This is a genomic window from Marmoricola sp. RAF53 (assembly GCF_052114005.1).
In the GTDB taxonomy this organism is placed as follows: domain Bacteria; phylum Actinomycetota; class Actinomycetes; order Propionibacteriales; family Nocardioidaceae; genus Marmoricola.
This window is the reverse complement of record NZ_JBFRDX010000022.1, coordinates 1-19318: the sequence shown is the minus strand read 5'-3', so window position 1 is coordinate 19318 and position 19318 is coordinate 1. Positions and strand designations below refer to the sequence as shown.

The following is a 19318-nucleotide window of genomic DNA, read 5'->3' as shown; positions in this document are numbered from 1 at the left end:
GATTAGGGTCCTTCCCTTGAGCGGAAACAACGTTCGTCTGCAGGCCATCAAGGACGTCGAGGCCTACGTGCCGCCGACCGCGAGCTTCGACATCGGCGAGGCGCCGGGCGAGATCTTCGGCGAGAACGTCTTCAGCGTCTCGGTGATGCAACGCCGGCTGCCGAAGTCGGTCTTCAAGTCCGTGGTCGCGACCATCGAGCGCTCCGAGCCGCTCGACCCGCTGGTCGCCGACGCCGTCGCGTCGGCGATGAAGGACTGGGCGATGGAGAAGGGCGCGACCCACTACGCGCACGTCTTCTACCCGCTGACCGGGATGACGGCCGAGAAGCACGACAGCTTCCTCGAGCCCGCCGGTGACGGCTCCGCACTCGCCGAGTTCTCCGGCAAGACCCTGATCCAGGGCGAGCCGGACGCGTCCAGCTTCCCGAACGGCGGCCTGCGCAACACCTTCGAGGCACGCGGCTACACCGGCTGGGACGTGATGAGCCCGGCGTACGTGCTGGAGAACCCGAACGGGAACACCCTCTGCATCCCGACCGTCTTCGTCTCGATGACGGGCGAGGCGCTGGACCACAAGACCCCGCTGCTCCGCTCGCAGCAGGCCATGGCCACGCAGGCCGAGCGGATCCTCCGGCTGTTCGGGCACACCCCGGACCGGGTCGTCTCCTACTGCGGGCCCGAGCAGGAGTACTTCCTGGTCGACCGGCACTTCTTCCTGGCGCGGCCGGACCTGCTCAACGCGGGCCGGACGCTCTTCGGCCACAAGCCGCCCAAGGGCCAGGAGTTCGACGACCACTACTTCGGCGCCATCCCCGAGCGCGTCCTCGGCTTCATGATGGACACCGAGCGGGAGCTCTTCAAGCTCGGGATCCCGGCCAAGACCCGGCACAACGAGGTCGCCCCCGGGCAGTTCGAGGTCGCCCCGATGTTCGAGCGCGCCAACGTCGCCTCGGACCACCAGCAGCTGCTGATGACGATCTTCAAGTCGGTCGCCCAGAAGCACGGCATGGAGTGCCTCTTCCACGAGAAGCCGTTCTCCGGGGTCAACGGTTCCGGCAAGCACGTCAACTTCTCGTTCGGCAACACCGCGCAGGGCAACCTCCTGCTGCCGGGGGACACCCCGCACGACAACGCCCAGTTCCTGGTCTTCTGCGCCGCCGTGATCCGCGCCGTGCACCTGCACGGCGGACTGCTGCGCTCCTCGGTCGCCTCGGCCAGCAACGACCACCGCCTCGGCGCGAACGAGGCCCCGCCGGCGATCATCTCGATCTTCCTCGGCGAGCAGCTCGCCGACGTCTTCGACCAGATCGCGAAGGGCGGTGCCACCCGCTCGAAGGAGAAGGGCACCCTGCTCGTCGGCGTCGACACGCTGCCGCCGCTGGGCCAGGACCCGGGTGACCGGAACCGGACCAGCCCGTTCGCGTTCACCGGCAACCGGTTCGAGTTCCGCGCGCCGGGCTCGATGCAGACCGTCGCCGCCCCGATGGTCGTGATCAACACGATCATGGCCGAGGCGATGGACTACATCGCGACCTTCCTCGACGCGAAGCTCGCCGCCGGCACCGAGTTCAACGAGGCCGTGCAGGACGTCCTCACCGAGATCGTCACCAACCACGGCGCGGTCATCTTCAACGGCAACGGCTACTCCGAGGAGTGGCAGGTCGAGGCCGAGCAGCGCGGGCTGAAGAACCTGCGCACGACGGTCGACGCGCTTCCCGAGCTGGTCACCCCGGAGGCGGTCGAGCTGTTCTCGACCTACAAGGTCTTCAACGAGGCCGAGATGCACTCGCGCTACGAGATCGGTCTCGAGCAGTACGTGAACAGCGTCGGCGTCGAGGCACGCTCGACCCTCGAGCTCGGCAGCACGGTGATCCTGCCGGCCGCCGTCCGCTACCAGACCGAGGTCGCCACCAACCTCGCTGCTCTCAAGGCCGTCGGGGTCGAGGCCGACCTGGCTCCGCTCGAGGCCGTCTCGGTGCCGCTGGCCGAGCTGCGCGCCGCGCTCGCGGCCCTCGGTGCGGCGCTGGCCGCGGAGACCCCGCACGACGCGCTCGCCGAGGCGGCGTACACCCGGGACACCGTCATCCCCGCGATGAACGCCGTGCGGACCGCGGCGGACACGCTCGAGGGCCTGGTGGCCGACGACCTGTGGCCGCTGCCGACCTACCAGGAGATGCTCTACATCCTCTGATCGTCCGGTACGACGGCGTCCTGGCTCCGGCCCGGGCGCCGTCGTCGTCGTTCCTCGGTCCACCCGGGGGACAGGCCCTACGCTGACGGAAACGCGTAGATCGGGGAACGATGGCCAAGCTCTCGATGCACGAGACCCTCCCGTTCGACGAGGAGACCTCCCCGCCGCCCATCTCGACCGGCGAGCTCCCCGACGCCGGTCACCTGCGCGACATCGTCACCGAGGCGTACGAGCGCTACCGGACCAACCGCGAGGGCAGCGTCGCCGACTACATCCCCGTGCTCGGGAAGGCCTCTCCCGACCTGTTCGGCATCTGCGTCGTCGGCGCCCGCGGCCGGTCGTTCGGGATCGGTGACACCGAGACCGGGTTCTCGATCCAGAGCGTCTCCAAGCCGTTCGTGTTCGCCCTGGCCTGCGACCAGATCGGCTACGAAGCAGCCCGGCGCCAGCTGGGGGTCAACGGCACGGGTCTGCCGTTCGACTCCGTCATGGCCGTCGAGCTGAACGCCGCGCGCACGGTGAACCCGCTGGTGAACGCCGGCGCGATCGCCACGACCAGCCTGATCGCCGGGGACGACGCCGAGGCGAAGTGGGCGGCCGTGCGAGACGGTCTGTCCCGGTTCGCCGGCCGCGAGCTGACCATGAGCACCGAGGTCTACGAGTCGGAGTCGGCGACCAACATGCGCAACCGCGGCATCGCACGGCTCCTGGAGAGCTACGGCCGGCTCTACTTCGACCCCGAGGAGGCCACCGACGTCTACACCCGGCAGTGCTCCCTGGAGGTGACCGTGCACGACCTCGCCGTGATGGCGTCCACCCTGTCCAACGGAGGGGTCAACCCGATGACGGGCGTCCGGGTGATCGGGCCGGGCGTGTGCCGCCGCGTGCTGGCCGTCATGGCGATCGCCGGCCTCTACGAGCTGTCGGGGGACTGGCTCTACGAGGTCGGGATGCCGGGCAAGAGCGGCGTCAGCGGCGGCATCGTCACGATCTCACCGGGTAAGGGCGGCCTGGCGACGTACTCGCCCCCGCTGGATCCCGCCGGGAACAGCGTGCGCGGCCAGCTCGCGACGAAGTACCTGGCCGAGCGGCTCGGTCTCAACCTGTTCGCCTCCGAGCCGGCCGAGGCGCCCCCCGACCCGAGGTGACCGCGGCGACTGCCGGTCGCCTCCTCACCCGGCTGTCCGGACGACTCCGTCGGGCAGGCCCGCGACCTCGGCGCGGGTCGGGTCCACGGACAGCGTGACCCGAGACGCTCCGAGGGGGATGTTCTGCACGCGCAGCTCGGCGATGGAGTCCGGCAGCGCGGGTGTCAGGCCGAGCAGCCCCGACGGCAGGTCGGGGTCGAACCGGAGCAGCGCCCGGATCACCTGGACGGGCGCGGCCGAGGCCCACGCCTGCGGCCGGCACGACGACGGGTAGCCGATCGGGCGGGGGAATTGGTCGCGATCGATCCCGGCGAACAGCTCGGGCAGCTGCGCGTCGAAGCACTCGGCCGCCGCCAGCACGCCCTCGGCGACACGCTGTGCGTGCTCGACGTAGCCGTACCTCATGAGTCCGGAGACGATCAACGCGTTGTCGTGCGGCCACACCGAGCCGTTGTGGTAGCTGAGCGGGTTGTAGGCGCCCATGTGGTCGGCGAGCGTGCGCACCCCCCATCCGCTGAACATGTGCTCGGAGAGCAGGTGGTCGGCGACCGGTCCCGCCTTGTCGTCGTCCACGATCCCGCTCCACAGGCAGTGACCGATGTTCGAGGCGAGAGCGTCGATCGGCCTCTTGTCGCGGTCGAGCCCGACAGCGAACCAGCCCTGCTCCGGGAGCCAGAAGCGGTCGTTGAAGGCGGACTTCAACGACGCTGCCCGCTCCTCGCAGCGACGGGCGACGGGGTCCTCGCCGAGCTGCCGCGCGAGCGCGGCGCGCGCGCGGTAGGCGGCGTAGGCGTAGCCCTGCACCTCGCAGAGGGCGATCGGCGGCTCGGCGATGCGTCCGTCGGCGAAGTTGATCCCGTCCCAGGAGTCCTTCCAGCCCTTGTTGCGCAGCCCGCGGTCGGTCGACCGCTGGTACTCCACGAACCCGTCCCCGTCGAGGTCGCCGAATTCCTCCAGCCAGGAGATCGCCCGGTCCGCGTGCGGCACCAGGTGGCGCAGGTCGCTCTCCGCCGCACCCCACCGGGCGAGCTCGCCGAGGAGCACGACGAACAGGGGCGTCGCGTCGACGGTGCCGTAGTAGACGTTGCCGCCGCCGAGGACGAGGGAGGCTTCTTCGCCGAACCGCATCTCGTGCAGGATGCGCCCGGGCTGCTCCTCCGACAGCGGGTTCACCTCGGTGCCCTGGTAGCGCGCCAGGGTGTGCAGCGTGCCGAGGGCGAGGTCCTGGTCGATCGGCAGAGCCATGTACGCCGTCAGCAGCGAGTCCCTGCCGAACAGCGCCATGAACCAGGGGGCTCCTGCCGCGACCGCCGCGCGCGAGGGGTCCTCGGGGTCGAAGATCCGCAGCGACCCGAGGTCCTGCGCGCTGCGGCTCAGGGTCTTCTCGAGCGCGGCTCCGGCGCTCCAGGCGACCGGGATCCGGTCTGCCCACTCGCGCAGGCGGCGGGACGGCGCGGCGTGCTCGATCGGCTGGTCCACCGGGTAGTGCGACCTCGCCTCCCTGCCCTCGACGCTGGCCAGCACCTCGACGGTGGCGCTCCACTCGCCCCGCGCCGGGACGACCACCTGGAACCGGAGCCGGCCGGGCAAGGCCTCAGCGCCGTCGGCCCGGATCCGGACCCCTCGCGCGGATCCTGCGTCCGGGGTGACGAGCTCGAGGACGCCCGCGCGCGTGTTCTCGATCCGGACCTCCCGCGACCGGGCACGGCCCTCCTTGACGGCGAAGAGGTCGGCGAAGTCGGTGTCGGCGAGGATCTCGAGGGTGATGCCGGCGGCCTCGGGCGAGGCGTTGCTGACGATCAGGTCCTCGCGCAGACCGGCGCCGACGTAGCGCTCGCGCCGGACCAGCAGCGTGCTCTCGAGCCCCTCGCGGCGCGGCCTTCCCCGACCGAGGAAGGTCGCGTGGTGCGGCTCCCGGACGAACGCGTCCAGCGGCTCGAGCTCGCTGCCGTCCAGGACCAGGGACCACGACGAGAGGATGCGGGTGTCCAGGTAGAAGAGCCCCTGGGCCGCGCTGCTCACGATCCTGCCGGCCGAGTCGCTGACGCAGAAGGACGACCCTTCCACCAGGGTCACGTTGTCGGTGGCGGCCGTCGCCGCGCCGGAGTAGTCCCATCCCGAGGTCATCGTCGGTTCCTTCCGGCCGGCCCTGTCGTCCTGGGACCTCCGCACGAGTCGGTCGCGCCGAAGTGGGTACCGACGCGGATGTGGGGTCGACTGGGGGAGGGACGATGCGCATCGGTTTGATCTCGCCACCGTGGGTCCCGGTGCCACCACCGGCGTACGGCGGCCTCGAGGCAGTCGTCGACCGGATGGCGCGCGGGTTCGTGCGGGACGGTCACGAGGTGCTGCTCGCGGCACCGGCGAACAGCAGCTGTCCGGTCCCGCTCGTCCCCGGGACCGCCGCGGTGGAGCGCGACGCGCCGATCGCGGGAGACGCCGTCACCGAGCTCGACCACGTCGCCCGGGCGTACGCCGCCCTGGCCGACGTGGACGTCATCCACGACCACACGCGGAGCGGCCCGCTCTACCGCCACCGGCCACCGGGCATCCCGGTGGTCACGACCAGTCACGGCCCGTTCACTCCCGACCTGCGTCATCTCTTCTCCCACATGCAGTGCGACACCTCCATCGTGGCCATCTCCCACCACCAGGCGTCAACCGCTGCGCGGATCGAGATCTCGCGCGTCATCCACCACGGCCTCGACCTGGACCGGGTGCCGGCGGGGCAAGGACGTGGCGGCTACGCGGCGTTCCTCGGCCGGATGAATCCCGAGAAGGGCATCCACGAGGCCATCCTCGTCGCGCGTGTCGCCGGCGTTCCGCTCAAGATCGCGGCCAAGATGCGCGAGCCCGAGGAACGCGAGTACTTCGAGGCCAAGGTCGCGCCCCTGCTGAGCGAGGACATCGAGTACCTCGGCGAGGTCGACGAGTCCGGGAAGTACGAGCTGCTCGGGGGTGCGGTGGCGCTGCTCAACCCGATCCAGTGGCCGGAACCCTTCGGGCTGGTGATGATCGAGGCCCTCGCCTGCGGAACGCCGGTCGTCACCACCGCCCGGGGTGCCGCGCCCGAGATCGTGGACGACGGACGGACCGGCTACCTGCGCGCGGACCTTCCGTCGCTGGCGTCGTTGCTGCCGTGCGCCGCCGCGCTCGACAGGGCGGCGTGCCGCCGCGAGGTCGAAGCCCGCTTCTCCACCGGTCGGATGGTGCGTGACCACGGCGAGCTGTACGCCGAGCTGGTCGCGACCACCCGCCCCGGGGTYGGCGTCCGGCCCGCCGGCCCGGGCGCGTGGGCCCCGCAGCCGGTGGCGGGATGCGCCGGCCCGCGCCAGGGTCGCCCGACCCTCGACGACCGATCCGATCCCTGGGAGCACAGATGAGCGCGAACCGTCCGATCACGATCGACCGCGAGGTCGAGGCTCCGGCCGCAGCGGTCTGGGAGGTCCTCGCCGACGGCTGGTTGTACCCGCTGTGGGTCGTCGGCGCCGCCAGGATGCGGGACGTCGACGACGACTGGCCGGCGGTCGGCACCCGGTTGCACCACTCGGTGGGCAACTGGCCCGTGCTGCTCGACGACCGCACCGAGGTCCTCGAGGTCCTGCCGCTGCGCGCGCTGCGCTTGAAGGCGCACGCCTGGCCGGGCGGCGCTGCCGAGGTCGAGATCGCGATCGAGGACCTCGGCGCACGGTCCCGGGTCAGCATCCGGGAGGACGCCGTCGAGGGTCCCGGCGTCCTGCTCCCGAAGCCGTTGCGGCAGCTGGTGATCGGACCTCGCAACCGGGAGGGGCTGCGCCGGCTCGCCTTCCTGGCCGAGGGGCGCGGCTCACCGCGACGGCCGCGCCGAGGATGAGAGGTCCGCGCGGGGGTAGTGGGTCAGGAGACACAGACACGGTCGGCATCTCAACCTGGTCACGGGAGGTCTGATGGACGTCGGGAGACGGGTTTCGCGCGGCGAGCCGGGTACGACGGTGATCCGGGAGGTGGCAGATCTCGCCGCCGGATCCGGACTCCGGGTGGGGGTGGCCGAGTCGCTGACCGCGGGCCGGGTCGCCTCGGCCCTCGGCTCGGGGCCGGACGCCTCGTCGTGGTTCTCCGGTGGCGTGGTGGCGTACCGACCGGAGGTGAAGTTCCAGGTGCTGGGGGTGACACCCGGACCGGTGAACTGTGCCTCGTGCGCCGTGCAGATGGCCGACGGGGCGCTGCGTCTCCTCGAAGCGGACGTCGCGGTGGCCGCGACCGGCGTCGGCGGGCCCGGTCCGGACGAGGGTGTGCCGGCCGGGACGGTCTTCGTCGCGGTGGCCCGACGCGGGCAGTCCGCGGCGGTCGAGGAGCTGCACCTGGCCGGGTCTCCCGGCGAGGTGCTCGACGGCACCGTGGACGCCTGCCTGCGGAGCCTGGTCCGGGCGCTCACGACCGGCGTGCGCCCGGCCGTCAGGAGTCAGTGAGGCTGACCGCCGTTGGCATCCGCCTGGTGCTCCACGGTGGGCCCGACGCGCTCGTCCGGCAGGGCCTCTTCCGGGTCGGCGGGCAGCTCGGTGTCCTGGCTCGGCGCGCTGTCGTCGGCCTTCATGGCGCTGTCGTGAGCGTCGCTGTCCTTCGGGTCGTTCATGGCTTGTCTCCTTCGGACCGTGCGGGGTTCAGGGACGGAAGACGACCTTGACGGTGCCTTCGGCCTTGTTCTGGAAGTCCGCGTAGGCGCTGGGGGCGTCCTCGAGGGCCAGGTGGTGGGTGGCGAAGGTCTCGGTACGCAGGACGTCCTCGTCGAGCACCAGCGGCAGCAGGTCGTCGACCCACCGCCGGACGTTGGCCTGGCCCATCCGCAGCGTCACCTGCTTGTCGAAGAGCGTCATCATCGGCAGCGGGTCGGTCTGGCCGCCGTAGACGCCGGCGAGCGAGATGGTCCCGCCCCGGCGGACGGCGTCGATCGCGGTGTTCAGCGCGGCCATCCGGTCGATGCCGCCGCGTTGCATCAGCGGCGCGGCCAGTCCGCGCGGCAGCAGGCCGGTCGCGCGCTGCAGGAGCGCGGCGAGCGGCGAACCGTGCGCCTCCATCCCGACCGCGTCGACCACGGCGTCCGTGCCGCGCCCCGCGGTGCGGCTGCGCACCTCCTCCGCGACGTCGTCGACCTCCCGGAGGTCGATGGTGTCGACGCCGTTGGCCCGGGCCCGCGCCAGTCGTTCGTCGACGAGGTCGACGGCGATCACCCGGTAGCCCCGGTGCACGGCGACACGGGTGGCCATGTCGCCGATCGGGCCGAGTCCGAGCACGAGCAGGCTGCCGCCGTCGGGTACCGCGGCGTACTCCACCGCCTGCCACGCGGTGGGCATGACGTCGGAGAGGAACAGGAACCGGTCGTCCGGCGGGCCCTCCGGGACCTTGATCGGTCCGAAGTTGGCGTGCGGGACGCGGAGGTACTCGGCCTGCGCGCCGGGGACCTGACCGTAGAGCTTGCTGTAGCCGAAGAGTGCGGCGCCGGATCCGTGCTCCCGGACCTGGGTGGTCTCGCACTGGGTGGGCAGCCCCCGGTCGCACATGAAGCAGTGCCCGCAGGCGATCTGGAACGGTACGACGACGCGGTCGCCGACCTTCAGCTCGGTCACCTCGGCCCCGATCTCCTCGACGATGCCCATCGGCTCGTGGCCGACGACGTCGCCCGGGGTCATGAAGGGCCCGAGGGTTTCGTACAGGTGCAGGTCGGACCCGCACAGTCCCGACGAGGTGACCCGGATGACGACGTCGTCGGGCTCCTTGCAGAACGGGTCGGGCACGTCCTCGACCCGGACATCACGTGTTCCTTGCCAGGTGACAGCTCTCATGGGGTCAGCGGTACCCCTCGGTCGGGGTTCGAATCAGTTCTCCCGGGTAGTACTCGGGAGCGCACCGGCGAAAGGGGAGTGATCGTGACCGATGAGCGGCGGTGGGCCGCCTCCGAGGGAGACCCCCAGCCCGGCTTCCGGCTCGAGATCGTTCCCGGTGGCCCGGTCCTGGCACGCGGGCTCGAGGAGGTCGAGACCGCGGACGGTCGCCGGGTCACGCCGTCGCGCCCGGTCGTGGCGATCTGCGTGTGCGGGTTCTCGCAGCGCGCTCCGTGGTGCGACGGCACGCACAAGGTGGCCCGGCGAGGGTCAGCGCCGGACGAGCCGGAGCACGACCCCGCGCCCCGCAGCGGTGCGCAGCTCGGCCGCGACCAGGTCGGTCAGGCGTAGCGAGGCGTCGAGCCGGTCGACCTGATCCTCGGACCCGAGCTGGAGCAGTGCGGTGCCGCGTGGTGTCAGGTGTGCGTCGATGACCTGCAGGCATCGCCGGGCCAGGCGCAGACCGTCCGGACCGCCGTCGATCGCGCCGACGGGATCGTCGGGGAAGGTGCCGACCTCGGAGTGCCGGACCCACGGGGGATCGGCGACGATCAGCGGGAAGAGCTCCTCGGCTCCGAGGGCGACCGCCATGTCCGCCGCCCGCACGTCGACGTCGATCCCGTTCCGGTCGGCGTTGGAGCGGGTCCAGGCGGACGCCGCCGGATCGGAGTCGACCGCGACCAGCATCCGGTCGTGCCCGTGGACGGTGAGCAGGCCGATGTGGCCGGCCCCGCTGCACAGCTCCAGGACCGGACCCGGGGGCAGGCCCGCCAGCAGCTCGGATCCCCAGGTCGCCTGCATCTCGGTCCACGCGCGCGGTTCCAGGACGGTGGCGTCGTACTCGATCGTGAGGGGGCCGAACTGCAGGCTGCGGGCAGACGTCCCGGCGGATGCGCTCGTCGACATGGACCGCCTCTACCCGGTTCGGGGTGCGGTCAGTCGTGCCGGGACGTCCTGATCCTCCTGCCGACCCCGAATGACCACCGGAGCGCGGGGTACTCCCACAGTCCCGAGAGAGAGGGCAGAGGATCCGTGAAACTTCCGCAGCCGCGCGGCGAGCTCAGCGAAGACGTCTTCGCCGCCCTGCTCCGCGACCGAGCAGTGCCGTCCTTCCACGCTCCGACCGACGAGGAAGACCGGCAGATCGTGCTGTGGGCGGCGTACGAGCTGCACTACCGGGGCTTCGACGACGTGGATCCGGCCCGGGAGTGGGATCCGTGCCTGCTCGACATCAGGGCCGAGCTCGAGGGCCCGTTCGAGGCCGAGCTCCGCGACCTCACCCAGGGCCTGGTCGACGACGCGTCGGGCTGCCCGACGCTGGTCGCCGGGCTCGAGCGGATCACCGAGCCCGAGGGCCCGTCGGTGGCGCGTTTCCTGCAGCGCCACGCGACCCTGGAGCAGTTCCTGGAGTTCCTCGCGCTGCGGAGCGTCTACCACCTCAAGGAGACCGACGCGCACACCTGGCTGCTGCCCCGGATCTCAGGCCCTGCGAAGGTCGCCCTGGCCGAGCTCTGCTACGACGAATTCGGTGCCGGGCGTCCGGAAGCGTCCCACCAGCGCCTCTACGCCGACGCCCTGCAGGAGGTCGGCCTCGCTGCGGAGTACGGGTACTACGTCGACCAGGCTCCCGCCGACGTCCTCGCCGTGAACAACGCGATGTCCCTGTTCGGGCTGCACCGCCGGCTGCGCGGCGCCTGCGCCGGTCACCTGGCCGCGTTCGAGATGACCAGCTCGCTCCCGTGCCGCCGCATCGTGGGCGGCGCCGAGCGCCTCGGGCTGGGCCCGGCCGTGGTCCGCTACTTCGACGAGCACGTCGAGGCCGACGCGGTCCACGAGCAGATCGCCGCCCGTTCCCTGTGCGGGTCGCTGGCCCGGACCGAGCCGGCCCTCCAGCGAGACATCCTCTTCGGCGCTGCCGCGTGCGTCGCGCTCGACGAGGTCTCCGGCTCGCGCCTGCTCGAGGCCTGGGAGAGCGGGACCCGGGCCGCGCGGACCCCTCCCCGCGAACCGGCGGCCTGACCAGAGGAAGGCCCGGACAGAGGAGGGCCCTCCGCACGCCGTGACGTGATCAGCCGAATGATTCCCCGTGGAAGGAAACCGATGGCGAACCGCAAGGACCCCGGCAAGGCGTTGAAGAAGGCGGCCAGCAGCGCCGTCACCCGCGCGAGCGAAGCGGCCCGCGCGACGACGGTCCGTGAGGGCGGTCCGCCGTCGGCGATCCCCGGCGCACCGGCACCGCGGCCGCCGAGCCTGGCGGAACCGACCAAGCCGGTCACCCCGCTGCGGCCCAAGCCCGACCAGGCGGGACCGGAACGACGCACCGCGACCGGGGAGAGCACCGACGTCGCCCCGGCGCGGGTCGCCCAGCAGGGCCGGTTCCTGACGACCACCCAGGGTGCGCGGCTCCGCGACACCGATCACTCCCTGAAAGCCGGGGCCCGGGGTCCGACCCTGCTGCAGGACCACCACCTGCGCGAGAAGATCACCCACTTCGACCACGAGCGGATCCCGGAGCGGGTCGTGCACGCGCGCGGCGCTGGTGCCCACGGCGTGTTCGTCGGCTACGGGAACGCCAAGCCGGTCTGTGACGCCGCCTTCCTCGGCCGCGACGTCGAGACTCCGGTGTTCGTGCGGTTCTCCACCGTCCTCGGGTCACGTGGCTCCGCCGACACCGTGCGGGACACCCGCGGCTTCGCGACCAAGTTCTACACCTCCGAGGGAACCTTCGACCTGGTCGGCAACAACATCCCGGTCTTCTTCATCCAGGACGGCATCAAGTTCCCCGACATCATCCACGCCGGCAAACCGCACCCGGACCGGGAGATCCCGCAGGCGCAGAGCGCGCACGACACGTTCTGGGACTTCGTGTCGCTGCACACCGAGGCGCAGCACCACACGCTGTGGAACATGTCCGACCGAGGCGTCCCGCGGTCCTACCGGATGATGGAGGGCTTCGGCGTGCACACCTTCCGGGTCGTCAACGCCGCCGGGGAGACGGCGCTGGTGAAGTTCCACTGGAAACCCCGGCTCGGCGTGCACTCGCTGACCTGGGAGGAGGCGCAGCTCCTCGGCGGCGTCGACCCGGACTTCCACCGTCGCGACCTCGCCGACGCCATCGAGTCCGGTGCCTACCCGCAGTGGGAGCTCGGTCTCCAGGTCTTCGAGGACGACGAGGACGAGACGTTCGAGGGCATCGACCTGCTCGACCCCACCAAGTTCGTTCCCGAGGAGATCGCTCCGGTGCGAGCCGTGGGGCTGCTCACCCTGACCGCCAACCCGACCAACTACTTCGCCGAGACCGAGCAGGTCGCCTTCCATCCCGGCAACCTGGTCCCCGGCATCGACGTCACCAACGACGCCCTCCTCCAGGCGCGCCTCTTCTCCTACGTCGACACCCAGCTCACCCGGCTGGGCGGACCGAACTTCTCCCAGATCCCGGTCAACCGGCCGCATGCACCGGTCAACGACCTGCTCCGCGACGGGTTCCACCAGGACGCCGTCCACGCGGGGACGGCGCCCTACCGGCCGAACTCGCTGGACGCGGGCTGTCCGTTCCTGGCCACCGGTGCCCGGGACCGGGCGTTCCTCGACGTCCCGGTCCGCGTGCCCGACTCGGTCAAGGAGCGGACCAAGCCCGCCTCGTTCGAGGACCACTACAGCCAACCTCGTCAGTTCTGGCTCAGCATGAGCGACCTCGAGCGCCAGCACATCGTGGCGGCGTACACCTTCGAGCTCGCCAAGTGCTACGAGCAGACGATCAAGGAACGTCAGCTCCTGGCGCTGGCCGAGATCGACGCCGAGCTGTGCGCGGCGGTGGCGAGCGGCCTCGGGCTGGAGGCGCCCGCGCCGAGCGCGCCGCCCGCCGACGCGCGGCCGAGCCCGGCGCTGTCGCAGGTGGGCGGGACCTGGCCCGTCGACGGCCGCGTGGTCGGGGTCGTCGTCGGTGATGCCGAGGCGTCGAAGGCCGACCTGGCCGGAGTGCGGTCGGCCGTCCGGGCGGTCCGGGACGCAGGCATGCTTCCCCTGGTCGTCGCGGCGCGCGGCGGAAAGCTGGCGGACGGCACCTCGGTGCAGCGCACCTTCGCGGCGAGCAGGTCGGTGGAGTTCGACGCTCTCCTCCTGGCCGGGTCGCCGCCGCCGGCGCCCGACGCGCGCTCGGGGCGAGACGTCAAGGCCGGTGCGGCCGCGACGGCGGCTGTCGACCCACGCGTGCTGCTCCTGGTCGAGGAGTGCTACCGGCACTCCAAGGCCCTCGGAGCCTGGGCAGACGGCGTCGAGGTGCTCGCTGCCGCGGACATCGCAGGATCCGATCCCGGCGTCACGGCGGACGGCGACCCCGTCGAGGTGGTCGCCGCCGTCCGCGACCTGCTCGGTGCCCACCGGGTCTGGGAGCGCTTCGTAGCGCCGCGAACGGGGAGGGAGCCGCGATGACACGGATCGGTTACACCCTGATGGGCGAGCAGTCCGGTCCCGCGGACCTGGTGAGGTACGCCGAGCGGGCCGAGGAGGCCGGGTTCGACTTCGAGGTGATCAGCGACCACTACTTCCCGTGGTTGGAGAGCCAGGGGCACTCGCCGTACGCCTGGAGCGTGCTGGGGGCGGTCTCCGCGGTGACCCGCCGGGTGGAGCTGATGACCTACGTGACCTGCCCGACGCGCCGCTACCACCCCGCTGTGGTGGCGCAGAAGGCGGCGACCGTCTCACTGCTCAGCAACGGCCGCTTCACCCTCGGACTGGGTGCCGGCGAGAACCTCAACGAGCACGTCGTCGGACCCTGGCCGGCCGTGAACGTCCGGCACGAGATGCTCACCGAGGCGCTCGTGATCATCGCCGAGCTGCTCAACGGCGGCTACGTGAACTTCCCGGGCAAGCACTTCGCGGTCGACTCCGCGCGTCTCTGGGACCTTCCCGACCGGCCGGTACCGATTGCCGTGGCTGTCTCGGGCGAGACCGGGATCGAGAGGTTCGCCGACCTCGCGGACGACCTGATCGCCGTCGAGCCGGACGCCGAGCTGGTCTCGGTCTGGGACGGGTTCCGGGGGAAACGGCACTCGCGCAAGATCGGCCAGGTCCCGGTCTGCTGGGCGCCGAGCCGGGACGAAGCGATCCGGATCGCTCACGAGCAGTTCCGCTGGTTCGGCTCGGGGTGGAAGGTCAACGCCGAGCTGCCCGGGCCGGCGGCGTTCGAGGGTGCCAGCCGGTTCGTGCGGCCGGAGGACGTCGCCGACGCGATTCCGTGCGGACCCGACCTGGACGGCATCGTCGCCGCCGTCCGCGCGTACGTCGACGCGGGGTTCACCGACGTGGCGCTGGTCCAGGTCGGGAACGGGTACCAGGACGACTTCCTGGACGTCGCGAGCAAGGAGCTGATCGCGAAGCTGCGTGCCGACCTGCGACCGGCGAACGGTCCGGCGTGAGATTCGTACCTGAGGAGGGAGCACGACGATGAGGCCGGAACGGAAGTCCAGCAAGACCGCGAAGATCCTCTACCGACCCTGGGGCCTGCTCGCCAGCCTGCTCGGCGGGCTGGTCGCCGGCCAGGTCTTCCAGCAGGTCTGGAAGCGGCTCGACCCCGAGGCCTCCGACGACCCGCCCAAGCCGTTGCAGTCGGAGTACCGGCTCCGCAAGGTGCTGGCCGCGGCGTTCATCCAGGGCGCGATCTTCGCCGTGGTCCGGGCGATGATCGACCGCGGCGGCGCCCGGGCCTTCGAGCGCTGGACCGGTGAGTGGCCGGGGGACTGAGGTGCCCAGGGAGATGCCCGGCACCACGGGCCCGGAGCCCGCGCGCCCCTTCGACCGGCTGATCGCGGGCACCGACCCGGCGATGGTGGTCGTCACCACCGTCGCCGACGGCGAGCGGGCGGGATGCCTGGTCGGCTTCCACGGCCAGGCGGGCATCGGGCCGGAGCACTACGCCGTGTGGATCTCCCGCGCGAACCGGACGAGCACGGTGGCGCAGCGGGCCGCCGTCCTCGCGGTGCACTTCCTCACGGAGGAGGACCACGCCCTCGCCGCGCACTTCGGCAGCGAGACCGGGGAGGTGGTCGACAAGTTCAGCGGGGTGACCTGGTCGCCCGGACGTCACCACGTCCCGCTCCTGGGTGACTGTCCGCACCACCTCGTGCTCGAGCGCGTCGCGCTCGTCGACGTCGACGCCGTCGATCACTCGTGCTGGCTGGGAAGGGTCGTCGAAGCACGCGGTGGCCGGGCGTTCGTGCCGCTCCGGCTGAGCCAGGTCCAGGACCTCGATTCGGGGCACCCGGCCGAGGAAGGCGGGCGTGGATGAGGCGCGTCCTGGCTGCCGAGCCGGGTAGCTAGAGCGACACCACCAGCTCGGCCAGCCGCGTGCGGATGATCCAGGCAAGGCGCGTCATGGTCAGAAGATGGACACGCCGCCGGGGCCGACGAGCAGGCCCAGGACGACCAGGGCGATGCCGACCAGCAGGTCCCCGCGGAATGCGCGGACGAGGCCGGTGACGACGAGGACGACGGCGATGAGCCAGAGCAGGAAATAGAGCACCTGAGGAGTCCCTTCTGCATGTCCCGGCGCGCGTGAGGATCCACGCCGAGTGGTGAGTGACGCTGACGGCCGCCGTTCGTGGCGGCACAGCCGCTGTTGGCGGGGTCGAAGATTCCCGAGTGCCCGCGGGCTCAAACCGCGACCCGGTGTGACCCCGGTCGCAGCCCTTCACCCCGGGAGCAGTGCGGGTCCGCGGTGTCCGGTCAGCCGACGTCGGGCTTCGGCGGTTCGGCCCTCCTGCGCCGACGACATCGGTTAGGTTTCGCCTGCGTCACACAGTCGGCGCACAGCAACTCATGGCGGGAACCAACGTGTACGACGTTGCCATCACCCACACCACGCACGACGGGACCGAGGTCCTCGCCGTCTGCGGTGAGCTCGACCTCGCGAACCACACCCGGCTGCGCGACAGCATCCAGGAGCTCCTCATGGCCGGGCCGGCGGACATCCTCGTCGACCTCACCGAGACGACCTTCATCGACTCGACGGCCCTGGGCACCCTGGTCGGCGCGCGGCGTCGCGCGCACGGCCTGCAGGGCGGACTCGCCATCGTCCTCGGCAACCGGCAGGTCACGAGAGTCTTCGAGCAGACCGGCCTGACCAAGGTGTTCACGACCTATCCGTCACTCGCGGACTGGCGAGCGACGCTCGGGTCGGAGCATGCCGGCAACCCCTAGTCAGCGCCCCCGCATCCGGAGGAGGCTCGCGCGCAGGCCGGCGACCTCGGCCTCGAGCTCGAGCACGCGCTGGACACCGGCGAGGTTCAGCCCGGCGTCGAGCAGCTCGCGGATGTGCAGGAGCAGAGCGACGTCGTCGCCGCTGTAGCGACGCGTGCCGCCGTCGGTCCGCACGGGGCTCAGGAGCCCCTGGCGCTCGTACGCGCGGAGGTTCGGAATCGTCGTTCCGGCGAGCTCGGCCGCGACCGAAATCGCGTAGACCGGTGTGGAGCTGGCGGTCATCGACGCACCTCGTGATCTCGATCGGACGGCCGTGCGCAAAAAATCTACATCAGCCAGGACAGGTCTGGCCTCGGTGTGTCCACGAGCCGGCAGATCGCGGTTCCCGGTGCCGTCCCTAGCTCCGTCGCCGGGCGAGACGGTTGCGACGCTCCTCCTCGCGCTTGGAGTACGCCGCCGCGCGGATCGCCTCGTCGGACTCCAGGCCGCTGCCGAGGCCCCCGCCGACGGTCGCCGCGGACGCCACGAACCAGGCCAGCACGAACAGATCGCCGTAGCCGCGGGGAGCGTGGAGGTAGCCGCCCATCACGGCGGGATCGAGGACGAACAGCGCCCAGACCAGGTTCACGACGTAGAGCGCGAGGTAGCAGATGAGCACTCCGACGGTGAGGGTGACCAGGGTCGAGATGTTGTAGAGGCGCGACCTCTCCCGAGCCTCCGCGGAGTCGTCGTCGGGGCGGTCCCACAGCTCGCCGTCGATCACGAGCCAGCCGACGACGAGGGCGACGGAGGCGAACATCGCAACCACCAGGCGCCACCAGGACAAGGAGCCTGCCAGCAGCCAGACCGTGGAGTTGATCGTGGCGACGGCTCCGGTGGCCAGGGCCGCGACGAGCGCCGACTTGAGCCCGGGCACCAGGAGCCAGGGCCGGTTCGCGAGCACCATCCCCGCGAGCAGCCGCGCGCGTCCGCCGAGGCGGGGGAGTGGCACGCGGTGCTCGTCCCCGGAGGCGGGGTCGGCCATGCCACCGACGAGCGTGCGCACCGCGCGGCGGGTGCGCGCGTGCACGCGTAGTCCGCCGAGCGCGGGCATCGAGACCACGGCGGTCCGTTGTTCCGGGTCGGCCTCGATGAGGAGGTAGCGGCCGTCGTCGTCGCGCAGGGGAAGCTCGGTCAGGCCGATGACGAGGTCCCACTCGTGCTGGTCAGCCTGGTCGCCCAGGCGCGCCAATGCGGTGTCGACGTCCTCGCAGCCGGTGGTGAACGGCTCGCTGAGGACCTCGATGTCCCAGTCGCCGTGGTGCTCGCCCTTCGGTGGGCCGAGGTCCTGGAGCCGGTGCGCCAGCTGGGTGGGCGAGGCGGGATCGGCCACGAGTCCGACCTGGAGGGACTTCATGGTGCCCCCGTACCCACGACGGTCCCGGGGAATCAGGCCTGGGCGCTGGTCTCGCTGGTGTCGATGAGCGCGTGCTCGCCGACGTCCGTCTCGGCGGGGGCGAGGGGCATGTCGGACCAGGCCGCGGACAGTGCGCGTGGAGTCAGCTCCTGGCGGTCGCCGGGACGGAGCTCGCCCAGACCGAGCGCGTTCCAGAATCTGAGGTGGGCCTCGCCGTGGAGCACCGCGGTGATCCGGCCACGCACCGGTGCTCGTCGGTGGTCGGCGGTGACCTGGAGGTAGCGGTGTCCCGAGTCGCGGGCTCGCCAGGCGACGATGTCCGGGCGGGCCAGGACGTTGGACCAGGCGACGATCTCCGAGGGGTTGTCGACGGTGGCGCTGATGTCGCCGACGATGTCGAGCTCGCGGCTGATCCGCAACAGGATGGCGAGCTCGCGGGCATCCTTCGAGGGGTACATGACGTCTCCTCAACGGAGTCGGTCGGGTGTCGGACGGGAGGGCTGCCTGCTGGGAGCACGGGCTTCCGGCCCCCAGCAGGCCGGCCCTGGTCGGACGAGGTCAGGACGTGAGGGCGGCCCGGCTCTCGCCTTCGGTGCGGACCTCGATCTTGCGCGGCTTGGCCCTCTCGGCGACCGGGATGGTCAGGCGCAGGACGCCGTCGGCGTACGCGGCGTCGATGCGCTCCAGGTCCAGGTTGTCGCCGAGGACGAGCTGCCGGCTGAACAGGCCGCGGGTGCGTTCGGTGGCCAACGTCTCCCAGTCGCCGTTGGGAGCCAGTCGCTCCGCGCGCACGGTCAGGACGTTGCGCTCCACGTCGAGGTCGATGGTCTCCCGCGCGACACCGGGAAGGTCGAACTCGAGCACGAACGCGTCGCCTTCGCGCCACGCGTCCATCGGCATGACCGCAGGACGATTGGTCGTCCCGGCGAGCTGTTGGGTCAGGCGTTCGAACTCTCGGAACGGGTCTGCGGTACGCAGCAACATGACGAATCCTCCTTTGCTCGTGGGGGAGCCATATCTGTTATGGCTGCCATAGGTTTTATCTAGCACGTGCGGTACATCGGATCAAGGGGCGACGTGAGCTGTCACCTGAGGTACGCGATGCCGAGTTCCGGCGCCAGTGCGTCTGCAACGAGCATGCCGCGCTGCTCCGTGCCCGGCGGACGGTGGACCGACTCGAGGTCGGCGGGCTCACCTTCGGCGAGTTCACCTCGCACGGACACCGTCGGGATCCGCCGGTCTGATCGGGGAGACCACGCGGCACGGCGAGGGCAGGATCGTGGCAACCCACCTGCCCCCGCCGGCCTTGCGCGCGCGGCGAGCCGCCTCCTAGGGGATCAGGCGGCGTCGAGCTCGCGCGCCACCTGTTCCTCGGTGCGGTCGACCTTGGTCACGGTCAGGAACGTGACCAGGGCGAGGATCGCGGCGAGGAAGAGGAAGCTGGTGACGGTCGTCCCCAGGCCGAGGCCGCCGTCGGCCTTGGGCTGGGACAGGTAGTCGCCGATCGACGCGCCCAGCGGGCGGGTCA

Annotated in this window: 21 protein-coding genes and 1 pseudogene; 12 read left to right on the top strand and 10 right to left on the bottom strand. The window is 71.3% G+C overall.

Annotation, left to right across the window (positions count from 1 at the left end; all coding sequences use genetic code 11):
- Window positions 1-16 precede the first annotated feature (16 nt).
- Both AB4Y76_RS16965 and glsA read left to right on the top strand, forming a co-directional pair.
- Complete coding sequence (locus AB4Y76_RS16965; RefSeq protein WP_441927386.1) at window positions 17-2191, top strand: glutamine synthetase III family protein; 2175 nt, start codon at window positions 17-19, stop codon at window positions 2189-2191.
- 110 nt (window positions 2192-2301) lie between these two features.
- Window positions 2302-3339 carry a glutaminase A gene (gene glsA, locus AB4Y76_RS16960; protein ID WP_441927384.1) on the top strand — a complete coding sequence of 346 codons (1038 nt, stop codon included), beginning with the start codon at window positions 2302-2304 and terminating at the stop codon, window positions 3337-3339.
- A gap of 24 nt (window positions 3340-3363) precedes the next feature.
- On the opposite strand, the gene AB4Y76_RS16955 is transcribed toward glsA, so the two are convergent.
- The gene (locus tag AB4Y76_RS16955) at window positions 3364-5466 is read right to left on the bottom strand and encodes an amylo-alpha-1,6-glucosidase (RefSeq protein ID WP_441927382.1); all 2103 of its coding nucleotides are present in this window, start codon (window positions 5464-5466) and stop codon (window positions 3364-3366) included.
- A gap of 104 nt (window positions 5467-5570) precedes the next feature.
- On the opposite strand from AB4Y76_RS16955, the gene AB4Y76_RS16950 reads away from it, so the two are divergent.
- The 3 genes from AB4Y76_RS16950 to AB4Y76_RS16940 all read left to right on the top strand — a co-directional run bounded on the left by AB4Y76_RS16950 (window position 5571) and on the right by AB4Y76_RS16940 (window position 7787).
- Window positions 5571-6722: a glycosyltransferase family 4 protein gene (locus AB4Y76_RS16950; protein WP_441927380.1), complete on the top strand. Its 1152-nt coding sequence runs from the start codon at window positions 5571-5573 to the stop codon at window positions 6720-6722.
- A complete protein-coding gene (locus AB4Y76_RS16945) occupies window positions 6719-7192 on the top strand; it encodes an SRPBCC family protein (protein WP_441927378.1) in 474 nt (157 codons plus the stop codon). The genes AB4Y76_RS16950 and AB4Y76_RS16945 overlap by 4 nt, the downstream gene beginning before the upstream one ends.
- A 73-nt stretch (window positions 7193-7265) precedes the next feature.
- A complete protein-coding gene (locus tag AB4Y76_RS16940; protein ID WP_441927376.1) occupies window positions 7266-7787 on the top strand; it encodes a CinA family protein in 522 nt (173 codons plus the stop codon).
- Here the strand turns inward: AB4Y76_RS16940 and AB4Y76_RS16935 are convergent.
- Together AB4Y76_RS16935 and AB4Y76_RS16930 are read right to left on the bottom strand one after the other, a co-directional pair.
- Window positions 7781-7951 carry a hypothetical protein gene (locus tag AB4Y76_RS16935; RefSeq protein ID WP_441927374.1) on the bottom strand — a complete coding sequence of 57 codons (171 nt, stop codon included), beginning with the start codon at window positions 7949-7951 and terminating at the stop codon, window positions 7781-7783. The two genes, AB4Y76_RS16940 and AB4Y76_RS16935, sit on opposite strands and share 7 nt — an antisense overlap.
- Window positions 7952-7979: 28 nt before the next feature.
- On the bottom strand, window positions 7980-9158 hold the full coding sequence (locus AB4Y76_RS16930) for an alcohol dehydrogenase catalytic domain-containing protein (RefSeq protein WP_441927372.1): 1179 nt from the start codon (window positions 9156-9158) through the stop codon (window positions 7980-7982).
- A gap of 84 nt (window positions 9159-9242) precedes the next feature.
- Between AB4Y76_RS16930 and AB4Y76_RS16925 the strand changes: the two genes are divergently transcribed.
- Window positions 9243-9548 (top strand): CDGSH iron-sulfur domain-containing protein, encoded by a 306-nt coding sequence (locus AB4Y76_RS16925; RefSeq protein ID WP_441927370.1) that lies wholly within the window; start codon window positions 9243-9245, stop codon window positions 9546-9548.
- Here the strand turns inward: AB4Y76_RS16925 and AB4Y76_RS16920 are convergent.
- The gene (locus AB4Y76_RS16920) at window positions 9468-10103 is read right to left on the bottom strand and encodes a methyltransferase (RefSeq protein ID WP_441927368.1); all 636 of its coding nucleotides are present in this window, start codon (window positions 10101-10103) and stop codon (window positions 9468-9470) included. The two genes, AB4Y76_RS16925 and AB4Y76_RS16920, sit on opposite strands and share 81 nt — an antisense overlap.
- Before the next feature lie 126 nt (window positions 10104-10229).
- Here AB4Y76_RS16920 and AB4Y76_RS16915 point away from each other — a divergent pair, with 126 nt between their 5' ends.
- The 5 genes from AB4Y76_RS16915 (at window position 10230) to AB4Y76_RS16895 (ending at window position 15483) form a co-directional block, all read left to right on the top strand.
- Window positions 10230-11216 carry an iron-containing redox enzyme family protein gene (locus AB4Y76_RS16915; RefSeq protein WP_441927366.1) on the top strand — a complete coding sequence of 329 codons (987 nt, stop codon included), beginning with the start codon at window positions 10230-10232 and terminating at the stop codon, window positions 11214-11216.
- 81 nt (window positions 11217-11297) lie between these two features.
- The gene (locus AB4Y76_RS16910; protein WP_441927364.1) at window positions 11298-13628 is read left to right on the top strand and encodes a catalase; all 2331 of its coding nucleotides are present in this window, start codon (window positions 11298-11300) and stop codon (window positions 13626-13628) included.
- The gene (locus AB4Y76_RS16905; protein WP_441927362.1) at window positions 13625-14614 is read left to right on the top strand and encodes a TIGR03557 family F420-dependent LLM class oxidoreductase; all 990 of its coding nucleotides are present in this window, start codon (window positions 13625-13627) and stop codon (window positions 14612-14614) included. Before AB4Y76_RS16910 ends, AB4Y76_RS16905 begins: the two co-directional genes overlap by 4 nt.
- A 28-nt stretch (window positions 14615-14642) precedes the next feature.
- Window positions 14643-14939, top strand: coding sequence for a DUF4235 domain-containing protein (locus AB4Y76_RS16900; RefSeq protein ID WP_441927360.1), 297 nt, complete (start codon window positions 14643-14645; stop codon window positions 14937-14939).
- A 13-nt stretch (window positions 14940-14952) separates the two neighbouring features.
- Window positions 14953-15483 (top strand): flavin reductase family protein, encoded by a 531-nt coding sequence (locus AB4Y76_RS16895; protein ID WP_441927358.1) that lies wholly within the window; start codon window positions 14953-14955, stop codon window positions 15481-15483.
- A 90-nt stretch (window positions 15484-15573) separates the two neighbouring features.
- On the opposite strand, the gene AB4Y76_RS16890 is transcribed toward AB4Y76_RS16895, so the two are convergent.
- Window positions 15574-15717 (bottom strand): GPGG-motif small membrane protein, encoded by a 144-nt coding sequence (locus AB4Y76_RS16890; RefSeq protein WP_441927356.1) that lies wholly within the window; start codon window positions 15715-15717, stop codon window positions 15574-15576.
- A gap of 311 nt (window positions 15718-16028) precedes the next feature.
- Between AB4Y76_RS16890 and AB4Y76_RS16885 the strand changes: the two genes are divergently transcribed.
- Complete coding sequence (locus AB4Y76_RS16885; protein ID WP_441927354.1) at window positions 16029-16394, top strand: STAS domain-containing protein; 366 nt, start codon at window positions 16029-16031, stop codon at window positions 16392-16394.
- Here the strand turns inward: AB4Y76_RS16885 and AB4Y76_RS16880 are convergent, their stop codons facing one another.
- The 5 genes and pseudogenes from AB4Y76_RS16880 to AB4Y76_RS16860 all read right to left on the bottom strand — a co-directional run.
- Window positions 16395-16676 carry a MerR family transcriptional regulator gene (locus AB4Y76_RS16880; RefSeq protein WP_441927352.1) on the bottom strand — a complete coding sequence of 94 codons (282 nt, stop codon included), beginning with the start codon at window positions 16674-16676 and terminating at the stop codon, window positions 16395-16397.
- 115 nt (window positions 16677-16791) lie between these two features.
- Window positions 16792-17790 carry a hypothetical protein gene (locus tag AB4Y76_RS16875; RefSeq protein WP_441927350.1) on the bottom strand — a complete coding sequence of 333 codons (999 nt, stop codon included), beginning with the start codon at window positions 17788-17790 and terminating at the stop codon, window positions 16792-16794.
- Window positions 17791-17822: 32 nt separating this feature from the next.
- A complete protein-coding gene (locus tag AB4Y76_RS16870; RefSeq protein ID WP_441927348.1) occupies window positions 17823-18248 on the bottom strand; it encodes a hypothetical protein in 426 nt (141 codons plus the stop codon).
- Window positions 18249-18348: 100 nt separating this feature from the next.
- On the bottom strand, window positions 18349-18774 hold the full coding sequence (locus AB4Y76_RS16865; protein WP_441927346.1) for an Hsp20/alpha crystallin family protein: 426 nt from the start codon (window positions 18772-18774) through the stop codon (window positions 18349-18351).
- Window positions 18775-19127: 353 nt separating this feature from the next.
- A pseudogene (locus AB4Y76_RS16860) lies at window positions 19128-19318 on the bottom strand (hypothetical protein); the annotation flags it as partial.